Origin of the sequence: Natronomonas gomsonensis, from assembly GCF_013391635.1 — an archaeon.
Taxonomy (GTDB): domain Archaea; phylum Halobacteriota; class Halobacteria; order Halobacteriales; family Haloarculaceae; genus Natronomonas; species Natronomonas gomsonensis_A.
This window is the reverse complement of the sequence record NZ_JACAWU010000002.1, coordinates 931597-958334: the sequence shown is the minus strand read 5'-3', so window position 1 is coordinate 958334 and position 26738 is coordinate 931597. Positions and strand designations below refer to the sequence as shown.

The window sequence follows — 26738 nt, the reverse complement described above, 5'->3', positions numbered from 1 at the left end:
ATGGAGGAACGTGGGCCGCCCGACGACCGTGACCCGGCGACGCTGCTCGAGTTCGGCGTCATCAACCTCGATAAGCCACCGGGACCGTCGGCCCACCAGGTCGCCGCCTGGGTCCGGGATATGGCCGATGTTGGACAGGCGGCCCACGCGGGGACGCTCGACCCCAAAGTCACCGGCTGTCTCCCCATCCTGACCGGGACGGCTACGCGTGCCGCACAGGTGTTCGACGACAGCCGGAAGGGGTACGTCTCGGTGCTGGAACTGCATGCAGCGGCGCCGAACGATCTCGAATCGACTCTCGAAGAGTTCGAGGGGCCGCTGTACCAGAAGCCGCCGAGAAAATCGGCCGTCGCTCGACGGCTTCGAGTCCGGACGATTCACCGCCTCGACGCGCTCGAAGTCGACGGCAGACGTGTCTTACTCGACGTCGAGTGCGAAAGCGGGACCTACATCCGAAAACTGTGTCACGACCTGGGCCTCGCGTTGGGCACCGGCGCCCACATGGGCGACCTCCGGCGGACGAAAACCGGCACCTTCGACGACCGGACGCTCGCCACGCTGCAGGATTTCGCCGACGGCCTCGCCTTCTGGCGTGAGAACGACGACGCCGAACTGCTACGGGAGGTCGTTCAACCGGCCGAACGGGCGCTGGAATTCCTCCCTTCGGTGACCGTCGCCCCCTCCGCGGCACGCGAAATCGCAAACGGCGCGCCGGTGTACGCACCCGGCGTTATCGACGCGAACCTCGATGGAGCCGACGACGACACGTTGGTCGTCTGCTACACGCCTGACGGCGCAGCGGTGTGTCTCGGGCATCTCCTCGGCGACCCCGACGCCGACAGCGGTGAGGTGGTCGAACTGGAACGCGTCCTCGTGTAGGCCGAATCGAAACGAAGAGGTTAAAGGCCGGTGCGCCCTCCGTCGAAATGCAAGGGACCGTGGGGTAGTGGTATCCTCTGCGGATGGGGTCCGTTGGACCCGTGTTCGAATCACGGCGGTCCCACTACATATTATCTAACTGCTAGATTAGTGGACGCTTAGCTACCTCTCCGTTCAAAATTCTCTCTAAATTCCACCGCCCAGCATCGACCTCAACAGCGAATATGGCCGGTGGCACTTCGGTATTAACCCGTAATATCACACCATATCAAACCTTTTGTAGGTTTCCTACGATTTCTTCGTATGGAGGTTGAATTCTCGTGTGACTGCGGCCACGATATCTCTGAGTTTACGCGGGGGAAGGAGACGAAGAACGTGAAATTGGAGTGCTCGAACTGCAGGGCCGTGTGGACGCTCACGCTGACGAATATTCGGTCAGGTGAGCGGCCGGCGTAGCGACCACCAAATCAACGTCGCTTTTCTGACCAACCGTAACATCGATTCCAGCAGCGACCGCCCCCTCAGTTGAGCTCCGCCTCGACATGACCATCGCTGGCCACGGTGACTCGACAATCATTGTAATCGAATGGGAGGAATTCTGCACCACGGAATCCACACAGTTGAAAACCACATAAGAGCCGAAGGGAGGGGACCTCAGTTCATAGTCAATGATGTCGACGGGGTCACCGATGACCGCGAGACGAGTCATACCGAAGGGGTCTGGATCGACGGCGGCACAGCCACGCGACACCCCCTCAAGAGTCGTAGCCGTATTCGGTCGCCTCCCACCGGGAGACGATGGCCTCGGCCAGCTCGCTCGAGGAGTGGGACTCGACCAGATGGTCCTGGAGATGCTCCGAGTCGTCGAGTTCAATATGGCAGAGTGGACATTGGACCTGCGGCTTCGAGGCCATGACCACTCAGTCGGCCCGTAGTCACAAAAACACCGGACAACGTATGGCTCTCCGTCTCAGTGGTTCCCGACGACGCAACGTCACCGCGATTTCGTCCATCGAAAGCCGTCGAGGTGAGCCATTGGAAAGCCATCCCTACGACCCCGGTAAACACCGAATAACGATGCCCTTTGCGTTGTCCTGATGGGATGCGGTTCCGGGTCTTCATGGTCAGCCGGGGGCGGTGGAGCGCCCCCGGATTCCGATAGTGATACTGGAGTGCCCACGATGAAACGCCAGAGAAGCTAATTAGATAGGTCGAACCGCACGGCCGTGTTTCGCGGTAGTCGTAACGACAATCTCGTTTGTAACCCCCAACACGGTATCGCGTAGACGCCTCAGTAGCCGTCGAGCGTTCCCTGTTGTTCCCCGTAGCCGTACAGCACCGCCCAAAAGAGAGCGATGCCGAGCGCCCACAGCAGGAACGCAGGTACGAGCCAGACGGACATACGGAGCGAAACGGGAACATCTCGGATTGTTATCAACCGCCTAATACCCCCTCGGCGGTAGGTATATCGTTGCGTGTGCGTATATCTGTCATGGACGTCGTACGGCTGAGTGAAACTGATGCGGAACGACGAGACGGATCGGTGTTTGAGACACAGGTGCACGTAAAGCCGGGATTCGAGGACCCCTTCGACGGGAACAGGAGACTGTCGACGAACGAGGTGTTCTTCGGGCCGGGTGAGCGAACGGCGGTACACGAACACACGATTCGCCAACTCCTCTCTGTCACCGGCGTTGAGGGACTGATAGTGTCCGGGGGGAAACGTCTCGAAGTCGGCGCTGGCGACCTCGTCTCTATCCCTGCCGAGGAGAGACACTGGCACGGCGCCGCACCGAACTCGCCGCTCGGTCACGTCTCGATTGTCGTCAAAGACGACGACAACGACGGAACGGTTGCCGTCGAGCGCCCTGAACGGAGCCCCTCGGAGTGGCGACCGCAGAATCAATGAGTCCACTACGAACCCACGCACCCGTAATCGAAGAGTTGTGGGCGCTTCTTTCGAGTTATCGTCACGAAATTCGGACGGCCACCGAAACACGTCTCCGAAGCGTCGCCGGAACCCCGCCCGACGAGAGGCTGCTCGAACGCCTGTCGGAGCCGTTCGACTCCGTCGACGACGCTGCAGAACGGTTGGCGAACGCGGCGGCACATCTCCGGGACCGAAGCGACAGACGCTCGGTGTTTCTCACGGTGTACCGCACCATGACGGAGGCCGTTCGAGCGGGCATCGATTCGGCGGCCTTCGAGGATCCGGAGTGGATCCGGGCGTACCTCGTCACGTTCGCCGAACACTACCGCCGGGCGCTTCTCGCCTTCGAGCGGCGTGAGTTCGGTGCCGTACCCCGCCCGTGGCGAATCGCCTTCGCCGCATCCCTCCGGGGTGAGACGCTCGTCACGCAGGATGCGCTTCTCGGCATCAACGCCCACATCAACTACGACCTCACCTACGCTCTCGAGGAGGTCGCTATCGACCCGAACCGCGAAGCGAAGCGGGCAGACCACGACCGGATAAACGATGTTCTCGAACGGCTCACCGACGTGGTTCAGGAGACGCTCGCTTCGGTGTACGGTGCGGAGGGCATCTCCGAACTTGATGCAGCTCTCGGGGAATTCGACGAACGACTCTCGCTTTCGGGTCTCGCGGGGAGCAGGCACTTCGCGTGGCGGAACGCCGTTTTACTCGCTGACTGGCCGTCGTGGCTGGCAACCCGGTACGTCGACTGGCGGACCCGAACAATCGCCACCGGCGTGGCCTCGGCCATCCTCGCTCCGGGTCTCGACGCCACGGTAGCTGAGCGACTCCGGGACATCGAGTCGGAAGGAACGACGCTTTCGTCGTTCGACACGGTGTTTCGGAGACGAGCACGAGCCACCGTCGGCATACTGTGATGGCCGCCCGAGACGCTTCGACGCGATTCGACGGGGCCTGTCGCTAGAAATCTCCGTGACCGGACATTTAACACTCTCCCGTCGCCGAACTCGCGTATGACTCTCCTCGTTCCGTTCGACGGGTCCGAACTCGCCGAGGCGGCGCTCGTCCGTGCGACGGAGTTCGCGGTAGTGTTCGACGAAGACGTATTGGCCGTAAGCGTCATTCCGAAGGGGAACGCCGGCTACGCGAGGAAACGCGGCTGGCTCGGCGAGGAAGAGCCCTTCGCCATGCAGCCCATCGTCTCGAAGTTACACGAGCAGGTCGTGGCGTTGGCGCCGAGTGCGGACTTCCGACACAAGACGGTCGACAAGTACGCGCCGTCGGGGTCCATCTCGACCCGAATCCGACAGATAGCCAAACAGGAGGACGTATCGATGGTGTTCATCGGCAGCGACAACGCCGGGCACCTGGTGACGAGCGTCTCGAGCGTCGGCGGCAACGTCGCCACCGACGAAGCCTACGACGTGGTCATCGTCCGCAACCGGAGTCCGGCGAAAATCGCGAAACTGAAGAACGCCTCCCCTCACCGACACACGAAGTCCGACTTCTACCTCCCGGATTGAGTGTCGGCGTGGTTTCGTTTGGACGTCTCGGCGATCCGTGGCGACGAATCTGTGTGCATATATACGGGGATGTGTAACGCCAGTTGTGCCCGACGGATTCGATGGAGACACCGACGAGGTCGGCTGTCCGGACGAAATCGACGACACGCCTACCGTGTCGTGTACCCAGTGTAGCCGGGAGTGGGACCTCGAATACGAACTCGACGACCTGCGCGTCGGCAATCAGGCGCTCGAACGGTTCGCGTTGGACCACAAACGTCACACTGGCCACTTCCCCGACGAAGTGACGCCGTGGGTCGTCGCCTGCCGACAGTGTCCCGACGGCGACGAGTTCCTCTCGGAGCGGCCCGCGCGGCGCTGGGCAGAGACTCACGCCCGCCACACGAGACACAGCGTGACGGTTCGCGGCGACGACGGCGACGACCCGACGGTTGTCGAACCCGACGACTGAACGACAGCGGCTCTGTACAACCGCGCGCAACCTTTTTCGAACGGCCGGCCGACGTACGGCCGTGAGCAACGAGGGGTCGAGCGACTCGGACCTCGAAGACGTCGCAGTCGGGGAGATCCGCTCGCAACTCGCCGAGCTGGAAGCCACAGTCGACGACGACGCCGAGCGCCGCGAGGTCCGTGACGTGATTTCTCTCGTGGACCGTCTGCCGGAGCCGTCCGTCTCGGAGACCATCCGGAAGTTCACGCGGCGCGACATCGCGGAGGCCACCGTCGGCGCGATTATCATCTCGATTCCGATGTTGGTCGAAGACGGCGTCTTCGATATCGCTGCGTATCTCCTTTCGACGCCGGCGTTGTTTCTGGTGAACGCCACCTTCGTCGTCCTGATGGCGATCTCTCTGCTGTACTTTGCGGACTTCCGTGAGGTCATCGTCAACCGACCCATCTTCGGCCTCGTTCCACGGCGACTCGCCGGCGTCCTCGTCGTCGCGTTCCTCACCGCCGCGTTCACGATGACGCTGTGGGGCCGTATCGACTGGGCCAACCCCTCGGTCGCTCTCGCTCGCATCTCCGTGGTCTGGACGGTCGCCTCCTTCGGGGCCGCACTGGGCGATATCCTCCCCGGAGAATCGTCAGGGACCGACATCAACGACGAACTCGAAGAGCTCGGCGAACGGCTGGGTATCGGCGACGAAGAGGGGCGGTTTTAGACCCACGAACTTTTTGCACGGCGCGCACAGCGCGCCGGCAAAAACTTCGATGAAAAAGACACGTCGGCTCTCCTTCCAGTCGAGCCTCGGTCCCGCGCTCCCTGGGGTCGCGCAGTGTGGTTCGAAAGACGCCTCCGGCGTCTTTCGTCATGCCAAGAGAACGCACCGCGCTCTCTTGAGCAAACCGCTTCGGCGCGCTGTGCGCGCCTCGCGGATGCTATTTCAGCGTCAGTCGTCGCGCTTCACGCCGGGGTTCGTCACCGCGCCGTTGGCGGCAGAGCCGAAGGCCATGCCGTACTTCGCCAACACGCCGGTCGGATACGAGGGCTCGGGCTGTTCCCAGTCCTCGAGACGCGCTTCGAGTTCCTCGTCGGTGAGGTCGACCTCGATGCTCCGTTCGGGGATGTCGATGGTGACGTGGTCGCCATCTTCGAGGGCCCCGATGGGACCGCCGACGAACGCCTCGGGGGCCGCGTGGCCAATCATCGGTCCGCGCGTCGCCCCCGAGAAGCGGCCGTCGGTGAGCATCGCCACGTCGTCCTCGTGGCCGGCGCCGACGACGGCGGCGGTCACGCCGAGCATCTCCCGCATCCCGGGCCCTCCCTGCGGGCCCTCGTTGCGGATGATGATGACGTCGCCGGACTCGATGCGGTCCTCCTGGACGTACTTCATCGCCGACTCCTCGTCTTCGAAGACGCGGGCCGGCCCCTCGTGGAAGAAGGCGTCGTCGCCGGTCACCTTCAGCACCGCGCCGTCGGGTGCGAGGTTACCGGTGAGAATCTTGATGGCGCCCTCCTCGTGAATTGGGTCGTCGACGGTGTAGAGGAAATCCGCCTCGATGTCATCGTCGTCGGGGAGGTGGCCGGTCTCTTCGAGCAATTCGAGTTCCTCCTCGATGGTGCGGCCGGTGACGGTCATCGCGTCGCCGTGGATGTAACCGCCCTCCAGTAGACGCCGGATGACGACCGGCACGCCGCCGATTTCGTGGAGGTCGTTCATCACGCGGGTACCGCCGGGCTGGAGGTTGGCGATTTTCGGCGTGCGCTTCGATATTTCGTCGAATTCGGTGATGTCGAGGTCGATGCCGGCCTCGGCGGCCAACGCGAGGACGTGGAGGACGCCGTTGGTCGACCCGCCCAACGCGACTTGGACGGCGATGGCGTTCTCGAAGGACTCCTTCGTGAGGATGTCGGAGGGCTTGCGGTCCTCTTGGACACACTCTAAGACGAGTTCGCCGGCGCGTTCGGCGACCTCGTAGCGCTCGTCGCCTTCGGCGGGCGGGGAGGCCGACCCGAGCGGCGCCATTCCGAGCGCCTCGCTGATGGAAGCCATCGTGTTGGCGGTGAACATTCCACCGCAGGACCCGGCGCCGGGACAGGCGTGGTGTTCCATCTCCTCGAGTTCCTCTTCGCTCATGTCGCCGGAGGCGACGGCGCCGACGCCCTCGAAGACGTTCTGAATCGTGATTTCTCGCCCGTCGTGTTCGCCGGGCATGATGGACCCGCCGTAGAGGAACACGGAGGGGAGGTCCGTCCGGATGGAGGCCATCATCATGCCGGGGAGGTTCTTGTCACAGCCGGCCACCGTCACGAGGGCGTCCATGCGCTCGCCGAAGGCGACCAACTCGACGGAGTCGGCGATGACTTCCCGGGAGATGAGGCTGGCTTTCATCCCCTCGGTCCCCATCGAGATGGCGTCGGAGATGGTGATGGTGCCGAACTCGATTGGCATGCCGCCGGCGCCGTCGACGCCGTCGACGGCCGACTGCGCCACGTCGTCGAGGTGGACGTTACACGGTGTGATGTCGGCTGCGGGGTTGGCGACGCCGACCATCGGCGAGGCGAGGTCCTCGTCGTCGTACCCCATCGCGCGGAACATCGCACGGTGTGGGGCGCGTTCGGGGCCCTCGGTGACTTCACGGCTGCGGAGATGCTCCGGCTTCTCCTCGTCGCCGGCCGCCCGCTCCGGCGGTTCCTGTTGGCTCATATGTAGTCCCTTGCCGTCGACCGACTTAACGACCAGCAATCGACTCACTTCTTGCAGGCTGTTGCGCGCTCGGGATATGGTCTCTTTTCACCGGTGAAAAATGTCCGAACGTCCATTGTTTACGGAATTAGACTGTACGTTACTAGTAATATTAGGGTGTGAGTTAAGCTACCTCATAACTCACGGTTGGATATGCGACCAGCTACGCAGAAATCGGGGACCGAACTGTACGAGTGCTTCGACTGTGGTCGGCGGACCGAACACACGGAATCGCTCGTTTGTACGGCCTGCGGCGGCGAGCTGTGGAACCTCTCGCAGTCCCGGGACCTCTGAGGCGTGAATCGCTGCCGCTGTCGAAACGCACAACCCGGCCAGCGTCGAACGACAGGGCATGCGCGCCCGTGTCGAAGCCGGCGCTCGCCTCCACGTCGGCTTCGGAAACCTCTCGCTGGCCCACGAACGGCTCTACGGCGGCGTCGGCGTCGCCCTCGACGAGCCACGGGTGGTCATCGAAGCCGAGCGGGCCGAGGCAGTCGTCTGTGAGGACCCGGTCGTCACGGAGTACGCCGAGGCGGTCTGTGACGTGCTCGACGTGCCGGGCACCGAGTTGACGGTCGAGGAGACGCTCCCGCGACATGTCGGGTTGGGGAGCGGAACGCAACTCACGCTGGCGACGCTCGCGGCCGTCGCGACCGTTTATGACCGCGACCCGAACATCCGGGCGCGTGCGCCGGCACTCGAACGCGGTGGCCGAAGCGGCGTCGGCGTCGCGGCCTTCGAAGCGGGTGGGTTCATCGTCGATGCCGGCCATCCGACCGAGCGATTCACGACGGCGCCGCCGGACCCCGGCGAGTGGGAGGTGCCGGCGGTCGTCGCCCGCCACGACCTCCCCGACGACTGGCGGTTCGTTCTCGTGTTGCCCGACGCCGACCCCGGACGCAGCGGCGCCACCGAAGACGAGAGCATGCGGTCGGTCGTCGAGAACGCCGACCCGGCCGTCGCCGACGAACTCGCCTCGCTGCTCGTTCGCCGCCTCCTGCCGGCGGCCGCGGAGGGCCGACTCGCTGCATTCGGCGATGCAGTCGGCGCTTTCGGGCGACTCAACGGCGCGTGGTACGCCGACGAACAGGGCGGGGTGTACCGGCCGCCGGCCGGCCGCCTCATCGACGAGTTGGCCGAGACGCCCGCACTCCGGGGCGTCGGCCAGTCCTCGTGGGGGCCGGCCGTCTACGGCGTGACCGACGCCGACTCGGCGACGGCGTCGCGAGAAGCCGCCGAAACCGCACTCGCGGAGACGGGCATCGACGGCGACGTGCGCGTAGTCGAACCGCGAAACGTGGGCGCACGCGTCGAAACCCACTAAACGCTTTAAAGCCGGGGGACCGAACGGGTGTGCATGGACCGCATCCCGTTCGGGATTCGACGCTTGGACACGACCATCGGGGGTGGTGCGCCGCCCGGCAGCGTCGTGCTGCTGTCGGGGGAAGCCGGCGCCGGCGCCCGGGAGTTCATGTACACCGCGGCCATCATGAACGGCCTCGCGAAGGGCGACCCCGAGCTGTTCGACCTCTACTACGGCGGCATCGACGACCGCGCCTCCGCCCCGGAGGAAGTCCACTACATCTCCTTTACCTCCGAGAAACGGCAGGTGAACCGCGAGATGACCCTCGCGATGGACGAGGAGGTCGTCGAGGCGGGCATCGACAACATGTCGTTTCACGACCTCTCGCCGGAGTACTTCCGTCTCAGCCCCGTCCCCCGGGAGTGGTACGCGGACAAGACGGCGAGCATCTCCGATTTGGGACAGACCCAGGACAGAAAGACGGTCACTGAGGCACTCGGTGACCGACTCACGAGCCACGCTGCCGGCAACGTCGTCGTCATCGACTCCATCGCCGACCTCATCGGCTCCCGGACCGACAGCCTGCCGTGGAGCGACATTCCGGTCCTGTTGAAGGGACTCTCGCGGGCAGCCTACGAGTGGGGCGGGCTCATTCTCGTCCACATCAACCAGGAGACCCTCGGTGCCGAAAAACACGGCCAACTCGTCGACGCCGCCGACGGAACGCTCCTGTTCGAGTGGGAAAGCGGCGGGAGCGCCCGCGCGCGAACGATGGTCGTAAAACAGTTCCGCGGGGTCCTCTCGCGCATCGAAGACGAGAACATCGTTCGCTTCGAGACGGAAATCGGCGACGCCGGATTCGACATCAGCGACGTTCGGAAAATCCGATAAGCCGGGGGTTCCGTCCGGTCACGTCGCGATACGGCCGAACCCTTAACTGCCCGTCGTCGGTAAGGGGTAGCAATGGCTACGGAGTCGGCTGACGAACCCGACATGTCGGTGACGCTACCGTCGGAACTCGAACGGTGGCTCGACGACCGGGCCGACACCCTCGACGTCGACCGCGAGGAACTGGTCGTCCAGTTGCTGAGCGCCTATCGAACGACGGCCGACCTCGATGGCGACGAAACTACGTCCTTCGAGAAGCCGACGCTCGACGCCGAATTTCTCGACGACATCGAGCGTCGAATCGAGACGGTTGACGAAGCGGAACTCGAGCGACTGGAGCGCCGCGTCGGCTCGCTGGAGTCCGAACTCGACGAACACGTCGACGACATCCGAAACCGGGTGCTCCAACTCCGCGATGGGTTACAGGACCGCGCGAAGGAAGACCACGACCACGCCGACATCGACCAACTGAACCGACGAGTGGACGGCCTCGCCGAGGACATCGACGGGCTCGGAACCGACGTGGCGAACCTCTCGGATAGTGTCGACGCAGTCGAGGAGCAACTCGATGACGTATCGTCGAAACTCGGCCGACTGGCGCGCATCGTCGTGGCGCTACGGAACCGAAGCGACGACGTCGACACCGAACGGGAGCGGCACCTCGAGGACCTCAAACGGCGGGCCGGTCGGGAGGGAATCAGGTCGGCGAAGTGCAGCGGGTGTTCGAGTTCAGTCGATATCGCGCTGCTGACCGAACCCGCCTGCCCGAACTGCGGCATCGAGTTCGGCAACGTGGCCCCGTCGACCTCTCTCTTCGGAAGCCCGAAACTGACCGCCGAGGACCCGCCAGCAATCGAAAGCGGGGAGGACACCGATGCGTGACGACGACGGCCGCGACGATGCAGTCGGCGACGCGGAACGGGACGACCCCTTCGCGGAACTGGACCGCGATGTCGACGGCGACCTTGCCGACGTGGACCCCGACGAACTGTTCGACGAGATGGAGGTCGGCGATGTCGACGAAGATGCTCTCTGGGACGCCCTCGAAGACGGGGAAACGTCCGAGACCGTCGCCCGGGCGGATTCGGTCGCGGCAGCCGACGACGACGTCGACCGGGAGGGCGATACGGCCGTCGTTCCGAAGAGTCGGTACTGCCAGTCGTGTGAATACTTCTCGACGCCGCCGGAAGTGTCCTGCTCCCACGACGGCACCGAAATCGTCGAACACGTCGACATGGAGTCGTTCCGGGTTCGGAACTGTCCAATCGTCGCCAAGCGGCGCGGGCCGACCGACGAGATACTGACCGACGAGGAGTGATACGGAGTGTTGTAACGATGTATCGGCCATCGCCAGTGCGGGTCGGCGATGACTGAGACCAAGCGACAACAGTCCGTGTGAATCCACACGGTTTTGCCTCTCGGACCGCTAGCACCAGCCATGCAGTTTTGCGACGAGTGTGGTTCGATGATGCACTCCGCGGACGGCGAGATGGTGTGTTCGTCCTGCGGGGCGAGACAGTCGAAAGACGAAGAGCGGGCCGCGGAGTTCGTCACGACGGAGGCCCAATCCGAGGCCGAACTCATCGAAACCGAAGAGGGTGCGAACTTCGAGGGCAAGCCGACTGCAGACGACGTGACCTGCGAGAAGTGCGGTCACGGGAAGGCGTGGTACACCATCAAACAGACCGGCGCCGCCGACGAACCGCCGACGCGCTTTTTCAAGTGTCAGGACTGCGGGTACCGCTGGCGGGAGTACAACTGACCGCTCGGCCGTCGTTCGCATAGTCTGTCGCCACGACAACACTTTAACGCCAGTCGGTGGTCGTAGTGACCATGCCAGCGAAAGCGACGGACTCCCCCACCGACTACGAGGAAATAGACCGCTGGATGGGCGGCGTCGGCTGGATTGCACATCCCGAAGAGACGATGCAGCGAGCCAGCCACGCCCTATTGACGAACGACGGCGTGTGGCTAGTCGACCCAATCGACGCCCCCGGAGTCGACGAGCTCATCGCGGAGTTCGGCGACGTTGCCGGCGTCGTCGTCCTCTCGAATCACCACACCCGCGATGCCGACACGTTCGCCGAGCGCCACGGCGTCCCGGTGACGCTGCCGGCACCGATGACCGACGTGGCCGGCGCCATCGACGCGCCGACCGACCGTCTCGACGTGGGCGGAACGCTCGGCGAGTACGAACTCATCGAGGTTGCCCGGAGCGGCAGCACCTGGCAGGAGTACGCCCTCTACGACGGCGAGACGCTCGTGGCGTCGGAATCCGTCGGCGCCGCCGACTACATGCGCGTCGGCGACGAGCGCCTCGGCGTCATGTTGCTCCGTCGGCTGACGCCGCCTCGGGAGGCGTTTGCCGACCTTCAGCCGAACCGGGTGCTCTCCGGACACGGTCCCGGCGTCCAGGAGGATGCCGACGACGCCCTGACGGACGCCATCGACAACGCCCGGCGGCGGTTTCCGAAAGCCCTCGTCGCTAACGGTCTCGCGCAGGTCCGAACCGTCGCAGCCGCGTTGCGAACCTGACGCCGTCCGTCGTCCGTCCGAAAATCGCGCCCTTGAAACGCTCGCCGGCCGACCGTCCCACAATGAGCGACGACAGCGAGACCTACGAACCGCCCGAGCGCGAGGAGTTCGACCACGACCCCGTCGAGCACGCACGCGTCACCGCGGGGATGTCCGTCGCCGACCTCGCCGACGAGTACGGCAAGGCGGGCATCGGTGCCGCGAACCTCGGGGAAGCAATCGACGTGACCGGCGAGATATTCGCCAGCGAGGAGACGACCACCTTCTTCGGTCTCGCAGGGGCGATGGTTCCCGCCGGGATGCGAGCCATCGTCGCCGACCTCATCCGGGAGGGCCACATCGACGCACTCGTGACGACCGGCGCGAACCTCACCCACGATTCAATCGAGGCCATCGGCGGCAAACACCATCACGGCCGGGAGGAGCACCCCGACCTCGAGGAGCGGGACTTCGACGAGCAGTTACGCCACGAGGAAGTCGACCGCATCTACAACGTGTACCTCCCACAGGAGCACTTCGCGCTGTTCGAGAACCACCTTCGAGAGGAGGTGTTCGAGGCCGTCGGCGAGGAGGTCGTCTCCATCGCCGAATTTACCCGTGAACTCGGCCGCGCGAACAGCGAGGTCAACGACCGCGATGACATTGAGGAGGACGCCGGCATCGCCGCCGCGGCATACGAGAACGAGGTGCCCGTCTACGTCCCGGCGATTCAGGACTCCGTCCTCGGGTTGCAGGCGTGGCTCCGCTCGCAGGTCTCGGGCTTCTCGCTGGACGCCCTGAAGGACATGTCGCCGCTGAACGACCTCGCCTACGAGGCGGAGTCGACGGCGGCCATCGTCGTCGGCGGTGGCGTCCCGAAGAACTACGTCCTCCAGACGATGCTGGTGACGCCGGAGGCCTACGATTATGCGGTCCAGTTGACGATGGACCCGCCGCAAACCGGCGGTCTCTCTGGAGCGACGCTCGACGAGGCGCGGTCCTGGGGGAAACTGAAGGAAGACGCCCGGAACGTCTCGGTGTACGCCGACGCCACCATTACGCTCCCGCTCGTGGTCGCGGCGGCGCTCGACCGAAGCGACTAGTCGAAACACCCGTCGGATTTTTGCCCGACGGCGAAGAGACGACTGCCATGGGGGCGTATCAGGTGTTCGTCTGGCTGTTCGCGTGGGGGTTCGTCGGCGCGTCGATCGTCGTCGCCTCGACGTCCGGAGACCCGACGACCGTGACCGACAGCCTGATTCAGTTCGTCGGATTGTTCTATCTCGATACGGTGTCGACGCTGCGGGAGTTCACCGAACTGACCGCAATCGCTCCCAGATGGACGGATGCGGGGTACGCAGTCGTCTCCGTCGTCCCGCTGGGGGTTCACGTGTTCCTCGCGACCGCTGCGGCCGCCTATCCCGACGAAGAACCACTCGGGGCCGGGGACGCGGTGTTCGGCCTCGGCACGATAGTCGGCTTCTGTGCGGTGCTCGCTGGGCTCGTTTTCGGCCTCGGCGCACAACTGCTCGCGGGGTCGGTTATCGCCGTCGGTATCGGCGTGGCGATGTTCGGCATCGAAGTCGCGTTCGGTTCCTGACCGGGCGCTTCCCTTCCGGCGTGGAGACGCTCTCTCAAAGGGTGTGCGTGTTCGTACTCCCACACTCCGGACACTGAGTGAGCGTCCCGAGCGGTGGGTGTTCGACGCGACTCCACGCGTCGGAGCCCGGCGGCGCCTCGAAGCCACACTCCAGACAGCGTTGTACGGTACCGAGGGACATGGTACTTAATCGCGCTGGAGCCTACTTAACAGCTATTCCAGCAGGCTGTCACGTCGCTGTGGCGACCGGACCCATCCCGTCGTCTCGAAGCGGCACTCTCGTGGAAAGGCGTGGATTCGGGATTCCACGACCGTGGAAAGCCCTCACCACCGAACGTGTGCCGGATTTCGAGAGAACCGCCACGCCTATCCCGCCCGAACGAGTCGGACGAATCACATGAGCGACGCACGAGAGCTGTTCGAGGAACTGCAGGCACAGATGGAAGACACCGGTCAGACGCTCGGTGACTTGCTCCAGCAGGCCGTCGAGGACCCCTCCTCGGCGCCCGACATCGCTGTCGAACTGCTGGAAGAGGCCGCAAACACCGGCCAGTCCGTCGGCGAACTGCTACAGGACGCCGTCGAATCCAGCGACGAGATCGCTGGGGAGTTCACCGACGGGAACTTTCTCGTCGACTTCGGCGAGGACACGCTGTCGATGGACTTCGACAACGACCTCCTGCTCGTCGACCCCTCCGATGAAGAGTTCGCCGAACTCCTCCGACAGTTCGACGTTTTCGGCGTCGGCGAACAGTTCGGCTTCATCCCCTCGGCCGACGAGGAGTAACGACGGAACGCACTTGCCGTTCGACGTTTTATCCGTGAGTGGCCGATGACGAGCCAGCGGGCCGAGTTGGTGTAGGCAGCCGACGGTGACGAGCCCTATGAGTGCCGAGGCCGCTATTTTGACGGTAGAATGAGTCTCTGTGGTATCTGGTCGTGGCCACCGTAGACATAGGCCCCGGTCAGGCTCTCGCCGAGTAGGCAGACACGGATTTATGAACGTTGCCGAGCAGTCATACGGTATGGCCGCCGAAATCTCCGACCGGGTTCGAGAAATCGCCGAAGCCCGTGGCCTTCCGGAGTCCGAAGTATTCGAGCAGGCACTCGAACGCGGTCTTGAACACCTGTGGGAGAACCTCGTTCTCGCGCGGTACCTCGACGGTGAACTCGACCGCAAGGAAGCAATCGAACGTGTCGGTCGGACGAAAGTCGAGCGAGCGGATCGAGAGCGGGAGGTCGTTGAGGCAGACGTCGACTGGGGTTTGAACGCGTGACGCGTGCGGCTGTCTCGGACGCATGACCGCTCATTCACCTCGCCGAAATCGACTTGCTCGAACTGCTCGCGACGTTTGACACACTCCTCGTTCCAGACACGGTTTACAAGGAGGTCGACACCGGTGGCGTTCCAGAGGGGTTGGCCGATTTCTCGTACGAACTCGTCGAAGCCGGTGGAAGCCGAGTCGGAACTGAAGAACTGGACGCCGGAGAACGCGCCGCGATTGCAGTCGCTGAAGAGCGGGGAATCGTTCTCCTAACTGACGACCTCGCTGCCCGAGAGGTACCTCCAACACAGGTGTCGAAGTACGCGGTTCTATCGGCGTCATCGCTGTCGGTTTCGGTCGCGGATTGCTCGGCAGAGACGAAGCAGCATCGCGTATGCGAGCACTCCAGCGTGAGACGAGTCTCTTCGTGACGGAGGCTGTTGTGGAGCGCGGCATCGAGTTGCTGGACGAACAGTAACGCGAAGAGTGGACTCTACAATCCCGCTACATACGTTCACCGTGGATAGATTGTGAGCCGTGAGTGCAATGGCCGCCACTTTTGACCGCAAATCCCGTCTCTACGGAGATCTGGATGTGGCCACAGTATAGACATAGGTCCCGGTCTGGTTCGCGAAACCACGGAGGCTCGCGGGGACTTTTGCAAGCAAGGACACCCCAAACGCATTCGACGTTGGCGCGAGTATGTTCGTACGTATGGTTGCTCAATACACCGACAAACACCTCGGAAAGCGGGTGGTCGACCAGAACGGCGTCGAGGTCGGTATCGTGGAGGACGTACGGAACGGCGACCTGTACGTCGAAGTCGGCCCGGACGCCGATTCAAAGACGCTCTCGGAACTGAACTGGGACGGAACGGTGAACCAGGGGGTCCACCACTTGACCGACCAGTACGTCTCGAAAATCACCGACACGACAGTTCGGCTCAACGTCTGATACCGACCGAGATTCGCATCCCCTCTATGGAACAATCGTAGTTCGCGTTTCTGACGATTACCTCCGGGTGAGTCGAGCGCCCCACTCACTTCAGGTACGGCTCTCGAAGTACCTCTCGCCCGTCCGCAGCCTTGACGGTAATCGTGTCACCGTCGTCGTTCCAGACCACGTTCGTGGCGTCCCAGTAGACATCGGTCTCGGTGTCGGACCCCCGGCCGCTGTGCACCGTGACGTTCTGGCCGGAATTGAGGATGAATCCGTCCGGGAAGACGAACCGCTGGCCGTCTTCGTTTTCGACGACCCACCCCGAGAGGTTCAGTGCCTCGTCGCCCGTGTTCCGGAACGTCAGGTACTCCTCCTCGACGTTGTCTACGAGTTCAGGCTGCTCGTGAATTTCGTCGAGGACGAACGCACCTACCTCGTCGTCGCGTGACGACGACGATATCGCGGTGTCCCCTTCAGCCGCGTCGTCCACGTCTGAAGTCGGCGTTTCGTCTCTCTCGGCGGCCTCGTCGCTACGGGCGGCCGTCTCGCTGTCGACCTGTGTGACGCCGGTCCCCTCCGTCCCCGGTCCCGGGGGCGTCCGCTGACTTTCGCCGTCGTCCTCGTGCATCTCCGCCTCGAAGGAGTCTGGGGGCACCTGTTCGTCGACTTCCGCTTCAGTAATCTCGTCTCTGTCCACGAACTCGTAGGCCGGCTGGCCTCCTCCCCTGGTCGCCGTCTCCCGGTACCGAAGCGCCAGCGGTTCGGTCTCGAAGCGCTCGAAGAACCGGTCCCAGGACAGCTGTTCGCCGAGGTCGTCGTCGGGGTTCGAGAGCAGCCGCAGATTATTACCACCTCTCTCGTCGAGGACGGGCACTACCTCGTGGTCTTCGGCCCACTCTCGTATCCGTTCGCGGTCGGTCGTCACCTGCCACGCAGCGCGGTCGGAGTTATCGGACATGGCAGCGCATTAGCGAGGACTACCCGTTAACTATCGACATCGTTTCGCAGGCTGTTCGGTGATAATTCGCTGTTACTTCCCGTAACCCGCTCTTACGAGAGTCCCCGACCATTCTAACGTTCGAGGACCTGTCCCTCCACGTCCCAGCGATACCGTCGCAGCGTCTCGCGACGACGACTGACTCCGGGTACTACCGATAGATATCAGCCGCGGTGTATACCCGCTATCTTTGGACGGTTTAGGTATCCCCTCCGTCTCCATCTTCTTCGGTGGGTGTGTCTTGCGTAGGAGTGTCTTCGGTGGGTGTGTCTTGCGTAGGAGTGTCTTCGGTGGGGGTTTCCTCTCCACCATCATCCTCACCGTCTTCGCCGTTCTCTTCTTCGCCGTCACCGTCTACCGCTTCGACGGTCAATGTCCCCGTTGCGGAGGTGTCGCCGGTGGAAACGACGTACTCGTATTCGCCGGGGTCGAGACCGACGGTTTCGATTTCTTCGTAGTCGAGCATTGCTGATTCCCCACTCTCGAGCTCCACTTCTCGTTCGCTGATAATCTCCTCAGCGAGCGAGAGTTCGACCGTCTGCGTGCCAGCCACTTCGCCGACGTTTTCGATTCTCGCCGTGAGGCCGAACTGCTCCCCCTGGGCGACGGTTTGAACCTCCGGCTCGAGTTCGGCGACCACGAACTGGGCTTCTTGGACCGCTTCGACGGTCAGTGTCCCCGTTACGGAGTCGTCGTCGGTGAAAACACCGTGCTCGTATTCGCTGGGTTCGAGCCCCGAGGTGTCTACCGCATCGAAGCCGACCGCTTCGGACGCCCCTCCATCGAGTTCGAGCGCTTGGTCGTCGATGGTTTCGCCGCCGATTCGGAACTCGACCGTCTGTGTACCCGCCGCCTCGCCGACGTTTTCGATAGTCGCGGAGACATCGATTTGGTCTCCGCGGGTGACGGTCACGTCCATCGGCTCAAGCTCCGAAACCATGAAATTCGGCGGGCTCAATACGGTTAGCGTCGCCGTCTCCGAATCGTCTTCGGTAAATATACCGTGTTCGTACTCGTCGGGGTCGAGTTCGCTCGTGTCGATCTCCTCGAAGGCGATCCGTCTCGACTCGCCTCCGTCGAGTTCTAACCTCCCTTCGGCGACAGGCTCGTCGTCGACCCGGAACTCGACCGTCTGCGTATCGGAAACGTCGCCGACGTTTTCGATGGTCGCGGAGACATCGATTAGATCTCCCTGCGTGACGGTCACGTCCTCCGGGTTCAGATCGGAGACTCTGAACTCCGCCGGTCGCAGGACGGTGAGCGTCCCCGTCTCCGAATCGCCTTCGGTGAACGTACCGTATTCGTACTCGTCCGGGTCGAAACCGTCGGTGTCGATATCCTCGAATCGAATCCTCCTGGAGGAACGGCAGGCTAGCTCCAATTCGCGCTCCGCGACGACTTCGTCGTCGATACGAAGTTCGACGGTTTGGATGTCGGTAATGTCGCCGACGTTTCGAATCCGCGCGGACACGTCTATCTGCTCGCCACGGACCACTTCGATATCATCCGGGTCCAGTCCCGAGACAGTGAACTCCGCCGGCACCGGTTCGAGTTCGGTCTCCTGGCCGAAGTCGAATCCGCGGATCTGTCCGCGAATCTCTCCGCCCGGATTGTGGACCGTATGTACGTTGACGTAGTACGCTTCCGGATCGTCCAAGATGGCTTCGACGAGCTCGGGGTCGTCGACGACTGTCCCTTCGATCAGCGGGACGTCCCGAGGGGTGGTTAGCGGATCGCCGTCACCGCTCCCGTCCACTTCTTCGGTGTAGCCGAGAAGCGGTGCCACAACCGGTCCATCCTCTCCCCGCCCGCCCTCGTGGATATGCGCCTGGGTGACACACTCGATATCCTCGAGCACGAGATCGACCACGAGCGTCCCTTCCTCACCCGGCATCATGTGCGTGCAACCACTCGCATCGGTTTCGACGTCGGCTTGATTCCCCGACAGGACGGCGACGTGTGCTTCCCAGATATCCACTGGGGGCCACTCTTCGGGTTCGTCATCCGTTTGCGCTTGTGCTTGGCTGCTGGCTTCCGAGCCGAGTGCGCCGAGACTCGCACTCGCTGCAAGCCCTCCCATTACCGTTCGGCGTCGATACGTACTTTTCCTCGCGGACGACTCAGGCGGTTCATTAGACATCGTATCCGACCTACGTGAATCGATTGTTTAGCTATGAAGCGACTATCTGGAATAAAGTGTAATCTCACGGATACGCGGTCTGGCGTCGACGATATCACTGCACAAAGAAAGTGAATAAGCCGATCGAAGCGGTTCACGTTTAGGTGTTTCCGCGTCATCGCTGAACGAGTCTGCTGACGGTCTACTCTCGGTTCATCTCAGCTTATTCGCGGTCAAAGCCCGTCTTTCGCTCGTCAGCGTGGGACGGACGTGAGTAGGCTTACCAAGTGGTTGCGTGTGTTGATGACGCGGCCTTCAAGAACGAAACCGTGAATCGGAGGGGCTCGGTCAACATACGCGAGGCAAAGTCTTCACCTTCGAAACGCTTGAGTATCAGCTCGTGTCTCTCGAACGTGTGTCACCAGCGATCCGCTACCTCTCATCGAGTGGTTCCGAATCCGCTCTGATCGAGGCGTACACGCGGTCGGCCCACTCGCACGCGATCGGCTCGTCCGTATCGACGAACACCTGCATGAGTCCAGTGGCCTCGTCGTAGCCTCCGATTCCGACGCACTCGTCGAAGATTGCGAGACCGTACGGCAGATCGTCACGGGTTCGGAGGGCGAGATGTCCATGGTCGATTGCCTCGCGGGCGCGCTCCGGGTAGGTCTCGAAGAGTTTCTCGACAATGTGGGGGAGATAGACGATTTCCGTGTCGGTTTCCTCGAAGATCTGGTAGTGGAATCCGCCGAGGACGAGCGGTGCCATGTGTGTCGTGTTGAATCCACGGAAGGTCTCCGAGTCACTGAGTAGCGAGATGAACCGCTCGACCGGTTGGTATGGATTCTCTGGCTCCGCAAGAGTAACTCTTGCATCCACGAACGGTTCGATCACGAACTCTTGGTGGTCCTCACAGATGATGTCGAGAAGCGGTGCGAGCCGGTCGACGGTGCGAACGTTCGCCTCGAACCGGAGCACGTCGTCGGCGACCGCCTCACCTCGCCCAGTCAGTTGGAACCGACCGTCGACCTTCTCGACGAAGCCTTGTTCGTCGAGCCACTGCGTGAAGCGGTGGCTCGTTGCGCGCGAAACGTCGAGGCGTTCCTCGATCTCCCGGCGATTGAGCGGTTCCGCACGGAGCGCCTCCAGAACCGGTCCGTGTCGCACGATATCGCCGAGTAGATCTGTGTCGACACGATCGCCCGCGGCGTCGAGGCGCTGTCCGAGGTACTGTTGATTTCGTGCGTTCTCTAGGAGTGCCTCAAGGACCGGTGAGCCAGGCGGTGGGCGTCCGTCATCAGCCGTTTGCTCAGGGTTGTTGAACTCCACGGGATTCACTACCTTGACAAAAGTTAGCATAGATTATGACTCTATCGCGTACGCAACGTGAGAGGTATCTCACGGCCTGAAACAGCGTCTATCCCGCCAGACGCTTCTCAGTGAATGAGGCTAACAGCTCCGCAATCGTTCGGGTGAGTATGGCACAATCAATCATCAACGAGGAACGAATCGAGCAGTTTCAAACCGACGTACACGGGGACGTGATTTCTCCCGCTGACGACGAATACGACGATGTGCGCGCCGTCTGGAACGGAATGATCGATAAGTATCCGTCGCTGATCGCCCGCTGTCGAGGCACGGCAGACGTCGTTCGTGCGGTCGAATTCGCTCGCGAGAACGGCTTTCGTGTGGCTGTCCGGGGTGGCGGGCACAACGTTGCTGGCACGGCCGTCTGCGACGATGGGCTCGTGATCGACCTCTCGGAGATGCGGGCCGTGTGGGTCGACCCTGAAGAACGGACGGCGTGGGTCCAGGGCGGCGCGACGTGGGCCGACGTCGATCACGAAACCCAGCCGTTTGGCTTGGCGACGCCCGGCGGCGTCGTCTCGAAAACCGGCGTAGCGGGGCTCACCCTCGGCGGTGGCATTGGCCACCTCCGGTGTAAGTACGGCCTGAGTTGTGACAACCTCCGCTCTGTGGACGTGGTCACCGCGGACGGCCGGTATCTGACCGCCAGCGCCGACGAGAACGAGGAGCTGTTCTGGGGGGTTCGTGGCGGCGGAGGCGGACTCGGAGTCGTGACGGGCTTCGAGTTCGAACTTCACCCGGTCGGACCGGACGTGGCGACGTGTTTCGTACTCTATTCTGGGGAGCGGACGGCCGAGTATCTACGCGCGTACCGCGAGTACGTCTCGGATGCGCCCGACGAAGTTACCACGCTCTCGTCAACAGGCGTGATGCCGGACGAGGAGCTGTTCCCCGACGACGTGGTAGACGAGCGTAAGGTCGGTTTTCTGGGATGTTACGCAGGACCCCCGGAGGAAGGTGAAGCGGCGCTTGCACCGCTGCGGGAATTCGGCGAACCGATAGCTGACTTCAGTGGAACGATGCCATACGCCGAGTTCCAACGGATTCTCGACGAGGATTACCCCGATGGGATGCGATACTACTGGAAATCGCTCTATCTCGATGGACTCACCGAATCCGCTATCGACCGAATCCGCTACTGGGCGGAGACCGCGCCGTCGCCGCTCACGACCGTCGACGTTTGGGAGTTGGGTGGCGCGATCACGAACGTCGACCCCGGGGAGAGCGCGTTTGCGGGCCGGCACGCGCCATTCCTCTTGGGAATCGAGGCGAACTGGGAGGCCCCCGTGAACGACGGGGCTAACGTCGAGTGGGTTCGCGACTGTATCGCCGATATGCGGCAGTTCTCCGACGGCTCGTTTTACCTGAACTTCCCGGGCTTTTTCGAAGGGGGTGAGACCGCACTGGAGACCACGTTCGGTCCGGCTTACGAACGATTGGTCGCGTTGAAGCACGAGTACGACCCAGAGAACCTGTTCGACTTGAATCGGGATGTCACCTCCACCGATTGAGGTGACCAGTATCGACCGATTCTCGCTTGTATTCTTCAACTCACTGTATGAATCTCCGGGTGTGATTTCTGCGGCCAGCCTTCTATCCAGACATTTTCGAGAAGAGACGAGCAAACGTCGGCGAATCACGTCTGTAGTTCATACGGTATCAGCACCCTACCGTCTCTAGCAGCCGCATAGTGATTAGCATACGCCAGCATAGTCGAACTAATCGAGTTGACGACGTTATTTCCGATCAGGTCACAGATACAGCCGATACAGACGCTGATTCCGACTCTTTCGGAACTTTTTCCCGAAATCCGGTCGGCTGGTTGATTCGGTGGGTGTTCTTATCCGGAGATCGACGAGTACTCGCACTTGTCACGGAGGTCGTCATCCTGTTGGCGCTGCTGATGGTCGGAACCGTCTGGGAGTTCGAGATGGAACGGCTCGTCACCGAGACACGAGCGGTTCAGACCCTGTTCAACACGCTGTTAGGCGGAATCATCCTCTTCGTCTCGGTCGTTCTCTCGATCAATACTGCGGCCCTCGCCCAGGAGTTCGCTCCTCTCCAGGTCAAACTGGCCAGCATCGAGGACTCCATCGATTTCCAGATCGAACTGGAGGAACTCGTGGAGGACGGCGTCAGTCCGGCCGGGTTACAGCCGTTTCTCCAGTACGTCATCGAGGCGATCCATTCTGAAACGGACTCGATCCGGACCACCGATAACTCGACGACCGACGAGCAAGCGAGGGCGAATCTGCTCGCCTTCGCCGACGATATCGAGACGCGGTTGTCCCAAATCGAGAGGCGAATCCGGCAAAGCGATCCTCGAGTGTCGATCCTCCTTTTGAGCACGCTCGATTACCCATACGCCCGCCACATCAACGTGACCCGCCGCCTGAAAGCCACCCACGGGGACGCACTTACGGAATCGGATCACGATTCGCTCGCGACACTGCTTCGGATACTCACGATTCTCGCGTCCGGTAGAGAGTACTTCACGACGCTGTATTTCAAGCGGGAACTCCGAAACCTATCGAGTTCCCTCCTCATTCTCTCGCTCCCGGTCATCGTCTTCACGTCGTACGTTCTGCTCGCGATGGATACTGGCCTCTTCCCGCGAACGACACTTCCGGGAGTCCGATCGAGACTCCTCTACGTCAACCTCGCGTTCGTCATCGCGCTTTCGCCGTACGTCCTTCTCAGTTCGTACATGCTTCGCATGCTTACCGTCTCGAAACACTCCCTCGAATCGACGGTGTTCACCCTGAAGGCCGATGTCGGACTGGAGTTCGACCAGTAACACCGTGATTCAGGCGACGAGCAACGGTGTTCGCTGTGCACTGCTGTCGATAGACGGGAAGTACCAACACGAGCTGGTTCCATAGAGTCGCTGAACGTATCCATTGGATGGATTGTGAGCCGTGAGTATCGAGGCCAGTCCTGTGTGTACTTTCTCAGCCGAAGACGGTGTGGAAATCGGCCATCTAATTCCGCCAGTGGTTAGTGATTCTCGATAACTCCATCCCCTGACCCCGAGCCGTTCCCACGTTTACCCTCCCGGTTTCGTACTGCTGGCGCTCGACGAACTCGACCCGGACGGCCACGTCTCGTTCAGTCGTTTCCGATATCGTTTCTCCCAAGGTCTCGGCGAGCATCGGGTGCGATTGGTCCGCCGGGCGGCCGACAACGACCGTGATGCCGGGAGGTTCGGATCCGGGGACGAAGAGGAAATCCGTCCGGGTTCGAACCAGTTCTAAATCCTCGTACTCTTCCTCATCGAGAGCCTCGTTGACTGCTTCGTTGACCTCGTTTTCGAAGGAGGCCTGTAGGGTGAACGTGGCACCGGTGAGTACGACGAGAGCGACGAGGCCGATGGCAACAACTGCCTTTCGGATAGCGGAGAAATCGGTGTCATCCTCCGATTGGTAGCCGAACGCCCGAAGAGTCAGGTAGCCGGACGCGTTGACAGCGACGAGATTGGCGATGAGCAGGACCAGCGCCCCGATTGCGATGCTCGGCGCGTTCCAGGCGAGACCGATTCCGACGGTCGCAGCCGCTGGAATGAGCGCTGCAGCAATCATGACGCCGACGAGTGACACCGGGAGGGCCGTCGCCAAGCCCACGGCTCCTGCACTCCCTGCAACGATGCCGACCGCCAGCGTGAGCACTCCCGGCGAGGTCCGTTCGCCCACCTCCGCGATAGTCTCCAGGTGCACTACGGGAGAGACCGAGCCGATTGACTGCAGCACCACGCCGAATACCGCACTCCCGACGATGGCGAGCGAGAGACTTACGAACTGTGCGCGCACGCCGCGTTTGAGCATGGACCAGTCGTGCATGACTGCCCCGACGCTGGCGGTGAGCGCTGACCCTACCTGTGGGGCGATAACCATCGCACCGACGACGAGCGCGGCCGAATCGAGCAGGAGGCCCGAAACGGCGACGAGCGCACTGATGACCGTCATTGCGTAGTATGCCATCGGATCAGGATGGAGGGAGAGGGCTGTAGTTCGCAGTTCCTCCGGTGAGATGCTGTCTCCCTCTTCAGTCCCGGTAATAAACCGGTCCTCGAGCGCGGCGAAGCGCTCGGTCTGGGCCGACTCAGCCCTGACCGTAACGAGATACCGGCCCGTGACGCCGGTTTCGTCGAGTCGGTCGCGGACGTACTCGACTGCCTGGTCCGGTAGCGGGAACTCCACGAGTAGTTCGTCGGTGGACCCGGTTCCGGTGTCAACCCTCTCGAAGCGGAGATAATCGATTTCCTCGTCGTCGAGCACCGCCAGTACCGGTTTCAGGTCGCCCTCGTCAACGATGACCTTCACCAGTCGCATGAAGAGTTCCGGTGACGGAGGTGTATATGTATAGACCCCGTAACGTCCCGACGTCGTCGGTCGCTCGAACGGTCACCTGTCGGGCTGGTCGTCGACGTCGACTTCGACGCCGTCGGTCAAAACGGCGTTCAGAGCCGCCCCAGTAAGGAGCATCAAACCACCGACGTACAGCCACGTCAACAGCAACAGGATGCCGCCGGCGACGCCGTACAGTTCGACGCTCTCGGAGGTCGAAATGTACAGTCGGAGGCCGACAGCACAGAGCGCCCAAGCGACTGCAGCAAGCGCCGCTCCTGGAAACGCCTGCAGGAGTGTGGTTTCCGGGGCCGAAAACCGATAGTACATCGGCAGAAACCCACCCAAGAGCACGACACACAGCAAAGGGGCACTGGCCACACTGACGACCGAAACGTCCGTTACGACCATCAGTACCACAACGAGCAGCGAAATAGCGGGAACGACGAGGATAATCGTTGCGAAAACGATCAAACTGTCCAGAATCGTCCCGAGTAGCGAGTGCTCGTGGCGCACGTTGTAAATCGCTTGAAACGACACGTTGATAGCCTGGACCAACCGCAGCGAACTCCACAACAGAATCAAACCGGCGATGACGGCTGCTCGTCGTCGGTCGGCGTCGTCGCCGACGACCGAGTCTAACGAAGCGACGAACTCCCCGATATCGAGTCCTGCTACGGTCCCGAAGAGTTCGATACCGGGCCCGAGCCTCCCGGTCGCAGAGAGTCCGATAAACACGAACAACAGCAACGGCACGAGCGAGTTGAACAAATAAAACGCAACGCCCGAGGCAACGATGCTGATGTCGTTTTTCTGTGCGAGTGCGATGACCTCTGAGGTGAGCTCCCGAAACGACGTACTGGAGTCGTCCCCGGTATCGTCCTGTCCCGACGAGCTCATGCGTCGAAGGGAACGCCGTACTCAGTCATCGGGGACGCTCAGAGGAGGAGCGAAATCACGGCCAACACCAGGAAGATGATGACGAACCACTTCGCGACGGTCATCGAGACGCCTGCGATTCCGCGGGCACCGAAGACTGCTGCGACGATGGCGATGATGAAAAATATCACCGCCCACTGAAGGAAATCGCCCGAGAACTGTAGCGGAACCAGGGTTCCGACCCCGGACAACAACTGATGTTCGACTGACGCTGCGATTGTGGTGGTGTCCATGTTGGGAATGGTAGGGACGCGCCATTAGTTATGAAGTCTCAAAACTGACAGAATGTGAGTAAGCCGAGCCTCAGCAGCGATAGAACGCGATGCATCTCGAAACCGTTCTCGGCAAGCTACTGGGTGTGACGGTGCGTCGTGAGTTCTACACTCGCAAGACAGAACGGTCGAGAGTGAACCTCAACTACTGAATCAGTTTTTCCAAAACACGTAAAATAGTAGGAATTATCCGTTCACTTCCGATTTTAGTAGATTTCGACTTCCCTCTCAATACAGGGAAGGTCGAACGCGATATTGGGGTCGTGTCCCTCACCGAAACGGAGTGCAACCCGCTCGATTCCCTCTCCGGTCAATTCGATGGTGTAATCGCCGGGGTGCCCTGCTTCTGCATCACAGGCATCACCGGCCTCGTAGAGGTCATGCCAGAGGACCTCATCCTTTTGACTCGTCTTCCAGGCCGTCTCCGGATTCACAGCGGAATTAGTCCAGTATTCGATTTTCTCAGAGTCGACTTGGTTGTCAGCACCATCGAACGCAGTAATCTCGACGAGGTGATGCCCATCTCCGTTAGGATTGTAGTCGCCGAAATCCAGCATCCGCAGTTCGAACTCGAAGACTGGGTCTTCGAATTCGAAATCCAAGTTTTGAGGGTCTCCACTCTCCTTCGCGTCTCTGTCCCCAAATCCGACATCGACCTTCTCACCCAT

General features: G+C 62.0%; 31 protein-coding genes, 1 tRNA gene and 1 pseudogene. 23 read left to right on the top strand and 10 right to left on the bottom strand.

Going from position 1 to position 26738, the window contains the following annotated elements; all coding sequences use genetic code 11:
- The 3 genes from HWX69_RS13445 (at position 1) to HWX69_RS13435 (ending at position 1335) form a co-directional block, all read left to right on the top strand.
- The gene (locus HWX69_RS13445) at positions 1–879 is read left to right on the top strand and encodes an RNA-guided pseudouridylation complex pseudouridine synthase subunit Cbf5 (protein WP_178917595.1); all 879 of its coding nucleotides are present in this window, start codon (positions 1–3) and stop codon (positions 877–879) included.
- Between the two features lie 53 nt (positions 880–932).
- A tRNA-Pro gene (locus HWX69_RS13440) sits at positions 933–1003 on the top strand.
- 179 nt (positions 1004–1182) lie between these two features.
- Positions 1183–1335: a hypothetical protein gene (locus tag HWX69_RS13435; protein ID WP_178917594.1), complete on the top strand. Its 153-nt coding sequence runs from the start codon at positions 1183–1185 to the stop codon at positions 1333–1335.
- Between the two features lie 299 nt (positions 1336–1634).
- Here HWX69_RS13435 and HWX69_RS13430 read toward each other — a convergent pair whose 3' ends face one another.
- The gene (locus HWX69_RS13430; protein ID WP_178917593.1) at positions 1635–1793 is read right to left on the bottom strand and encodes a hypothetical protein; all 159 of its coding nucleotides are present in this window, start codon (positions 1791–1793) and stop codon (positions 1635–1637) included.
- A 629-nt stretch (positions 1794–2422) separates the two neighbouring features.
- On the opposite strand from HWX69_RS13430, the gene HWX69_RS13425 reads away from it, so the two are divergent.
- The 5 genes from HWX69_RS13425 to HWX69_RS18305 all read left to right on the top strand — a co-directional run bounded on the left by HWX69_RS13425 (position 2423) and on the right by HWX69_RS18305 (position 5498).
- Positions 2423–2788, top strand: a complete 366-nt coding sequence (locus tag HWX69_RS13425; protein WP_178917592.1) for a cupin domain-containing protein — start codon at positions 2423–2425, stop codon at positions 2786–2788.
- Positions 2785–3729, top strand: a complete 945-nt coding sequence (locus tag HWX69_RS13420; protein ID WP_178917591.1) for a DUF5995 family protein — start codon at positions 2785–2787, stop codon at positions 3727–3729. The genes HWX69_RS13425 and HWX69_RS13420 overlap by 4 nt, the downstream gene beginning before the upstream one ends.
- Positions 3730–3825: 96 nt before the next feature.
- A complete protein-coding gene (locus HWX69_RS13415) occupies positions 3826–4335 on the top strand; it encodes a universal stress protein (protein WP_178917590.1) in 510 nt (169 codons plus the stop codon).
- A gap of 85 nt (positions 4336–4420) precedes the next feature.
- Positions 4421–4786 carry a hypothetical protein gene (locus HWX69_RS13410; protein WP_178917589.1) on the top strand — a complete coding sequence of 122 codons (366 nt, stop codon included), beginning with the start codon at positions 4421–4423 and terminating at the stop codon, positions 4784–4786.
- A gap of 61 nt (positions 4787–4847) precedes the next feature.
- Entirely contained in the window at positions 4848–5498 is a 651-nt protein-coding gene (locus tag HWX69_RS18305) for a DUF2391 family protein (protein ID WP_178917588.1), read from the top strand.
- Positions 5499–5726: 228 nt separating this feature from the next.
- Here the strand turns inward: HWX69_RS18305 and ilvD are convergent, their stop codons facing one another.
- On the bottom strand, positions 5727–7484 hold the full coding sequence (ilvD, locus tag HWX69_RS13400) for a dihydroxy-acid dehydratase (protein ID WP_178917587.1): 1758 nt from the start codon (positions 7482–7484) through the stop codon (positions 5727–5729).
- 192 nt (positions 7485–7676) lie between these two features.
- Between ilvD and HWX69_RS13395 the strand changes: the two genes are divergently transcribed.
- The 9 genes from HWX69_RS13395 (at position 7677) to HWX69_RS13355 (ending at position 13828) form a co-directional block, all read left to right on the top strand.
- Positions 7677–7817: a rubrerythrin-like domain-containing protein gene (locus HWX69_RS13395; RefSeq protein WP_178917586.1), complete on the top strand. Its 141-nt coding sequence runs from the start codon at positions 7677–7679 to the stop codon at positions 7815–7817.
- A gap of 58 nt (positions 7818–7875) precedes the next feature.
- A complete protein-coding gene (locus HWX69_RS13390; protein WP_178917585.1) occupies positions 7876–8847 on the top strand; it encodes a beta-ribofuranosylaminobenzene 5'-phosphate synthase family protein in 972 nt (323 codons plus the stop codon).
- A 33-nt stretch (positions 8848–8880) separates the two neighbouring features.
- Complete coding sequence (locus HWX69_RS13385; RefSeq protein ID WP_178917584.1) at positions 8881–9717, top strand: RAD55 family ATPase; 837 nt, start codon at positions 8881–8883, stop codon at positions 9715–9717.
- A 72-nt stretch (positions 9718–9789) separates the two neighbouring features.
- Positions 9790–10596 (top strand): coiled-coil domain-containing protein, encoded by an 807-nt coding sequence (locus HWX69_RS13380; protein WP_178917583.1) that lies wholly within the window; start codon positions 9790–9792, stop codon positions 10594–10596.
- Positions 10589–11032, top strand: a complete 444-nt coding sequence (locus tag HWX69_RS13375; protein WP_178917582.1) for a hypothetical protein — start codon at positions 10589–10591, stop codon at positions 11030–11032. The genes HWX69_RS13380 and HWX69_RS13375 overlap by 8 nt, the downstream gene beginning before the upstream one ends.
- A gap of 120 nt (positions 11033–11152) precedes the next feature.
- Positions 11153–11476: a transcription factor S gene (locus HWX69_RS13370; RefSeq protein WP_178917581.1), complete on the top strand. Its 324-nt coding sequence runs from the start codon at positions 11153–11155 to the stop codon at positions 11474–11476.
- Between the two features lie 71 nt (positions 11477–11547).
- Positions 11548–12249, top strand: a complete 702-nt coding sequence (locus HWX69_RS13365) for a hypothetical protein (protein ID WP_178917580.1) — start codon at positions 11548–11550, stop codon at positions 12247–12249.
- Between the two features lie 62 nt (positions 12250–12311).
- On the top strand, positions 12312–13331 hold the full coding sequence (locus HWX69_RS13360) for a deoxyhypusine synthase (RefSeq protein ID WP_178917579.1): 1020 nt from the start codon (positions 12312–12314) through the stop codon (positions 13329–13331).
- A 47-nt stretch (positions 13332–13378) separates the two neighbouring features.
- A complete protein-coding gene (locus tag HWX69_RS13355; protein WP_178917578.1) occupies positions 13379–13828 on the top strand; it encodes a hypothetical protein in 450 nt (149 codons plus the stop codon).
- Between the two features lie 34 nt (positions 13829–13862).
- Here HWX69_RS13355 and HWX69_RS13350 read toward each other — a convergent pair whose 3' ends face one another.
- Positions 13863–14009: a hypothetical protein gene (locus HWX69_RS13350; protein WP_178917577.1), complete on the bottom strand. Its 147-nt coding sequence runs from the start codon at positions 14007–14009 to the stop codon at positions 13863–13865.
- Between the two features lie 216 nt (positions 14010–14225).
- Here HWX69_RS13350 and HWX69_RS13345 point away from each other — a divergent pair, with 216 nt between their 5' ends.
- The 4 genes and pseudogenes from HWX69_RS13345 to HWX69_RS13330 all read left to right on the top strand — a co-directional run bounded on the left by HWX69_RS13345 (position 14226) and on the right by HWX69_RS13330 (position 16047).
- Positions 14226–14615 carry a hypothetical protein gene (locus HWX69_RS13345; RefSeq protein WP_178917576.1) on the top strand — a complete coding sequence of 130 codons (390 nt, stop codon included), beginning with the start codon at positions 14226–14228 and terminating at the stop codon, positions 14613–14615.
- A 238-nt stretch (positions 14616–14853) separates the two neighbouring features.
- Positions 14854–15105 carry a hypothetical protein gene (locus HWX69_RS13340; protein WP_178917575.1) on the top strand — a complete coding sequence of 84 codons (252 nt, stop codon included), beginning with the start codon at positions 14854–14856 and terminating at the stop codon, positions 15103–15105.
- Between the two features lie 32 nt (positions 15106–15137).
- Positions 15138–15571, top strand: a pseudogene (locus HWX69_RS13335) (nucleic acid-binding protein).
- 236 nt (positions 15572–15807) lie between these two features.
- A complete protein-coding gene (locus HWX69_RS13330) occupies positions 15808–16047 on the top strand; it encodes a hypothetical protein (protein WP_178917574.1) in 240 nt (79 codons plus the stop codon).
- Between the two features lie 85 nt (positions 16048–16132).
- On the opposite strand, the gene HWX69_RS13325 is transcribed toward HWX69_RS13330, so the two are convergent.
- The 3 genes from HWX69_RS13325 to HWX69_RS13315 form a co-directional block, all read right to left on the bottom strand.
- Entirely contained in the window at positions 16133–16990 is an 858-nt protein-coding gene (locus tag HWX69_RS13325) for a lamin tail domain-containing protein (protein WP_178917573.1), read from the bottom strand.
- A gap of 238 nt (positions 16991–17228) precedes the next feature.
- Complete coding sequence (locus HWX69_RS13320) at positions 17229–19109, bottom strand: CHRD domain-containing protein (RefSeq protein WP_178917572.1); 1881 nt, start codon at positions 19107–19109, stop codon at positions 17229–17231.
- A 471-nt stretch (positions 19110–19580) separates the two neighbouring features.
- Positions 19581–20507, bottom strand: coding sequence for a helix-turn-helix transcriptional regulator (locus tag HWX69_RS13315; protein ID WP_348643023.1), 927 nt, complete (start codon positions 20505–20507; stop codon positions 19581–19583).
- A 119-nt stretch (positions 20508–20626) separates the two neighbouring features.
- On the opposite strand from HWX69_RS13315, the gene HWX69_RS13310 reads away from it, so the two are divergent.
- Both HWX69_RS13310 and HWX69_RS13305 read left to right on the top strand, forming a co-directional pair.
- The gene (locus HWX69_RS13310; RefSeq protein WP_178917571.1) at positions 20627–22027 is read left to right on the top strand and encodes an FAD-binding oxidoreductase; all 1401 of its coding nucleotides are present in this window, start codon (positions 20627–20629) and stop codon (positions 22025–22027) included.
- Positions 22028–22350: 323 nt separating this feature from the next.
- Positions 22351–23313: a hypothetical protein gene (locus HWX69_RS13305; RefSeq protein WP_218644793.1), complete on the top strand. Its 963-nt coding sequence runs from the start codon at positions 22351–22353 to the stop codon at positions 23311–23313.
- A 184-nt stretch (positions 23314–23497) separates the two neighbouring features.
- Here HWX69_RS13305 and HWX69_RS13300 read toward each other — a convergent pair whose 3' ends face one another.
- The 4 genes from HWX69_RS13300 to HWX69_RS13285 form a co-directional block, all read right to left on the bottom strand.
- Positions 23498–24790 (bottom strand): DUF389 domain-containing protein, encoded by a 1293-nt coding sequence (locus HWX69_RS13300; RefSeq protein WP_178917570.1) that lies wholly within the window; start codon positions 24788–24790, stop codon positions 23498–23500.
- Positions 24791–24916: 126 nt separating this feature from the next.
- Complete coding sequence (locus HWX69_RS13295) at positions 24917–25759, bottom strand: YihY/virulence factor BrkB family protein (RefSeq protein ID WP_178917569.1); 843 nt, start codon at positions 25757–25759, stop codon at positions 24917–24919.
- 38 nt (positions 25760–25797) lie between these two features.
- Positions 25798–26031 (bottom strand): DUF1328 domain-containing protein, encoded by a 234-nt coding sequence (locus HWX69_RS13290; RefSeq protein WP_178917568.1) that lies wholly within the window; start codon positions 26029–26031, stop codon positions 25798–25800.
- 245 nt (positions 26032–26276) lie between these two features.
- A complete protein-coding gene (locus HWX69_RS13285; RefSeq protein WP_178917567.1) occupies positions 26277–26738 on the bottom strand; it encodes a hypothetical protein in 462 nt (153 codons plus the stop codon).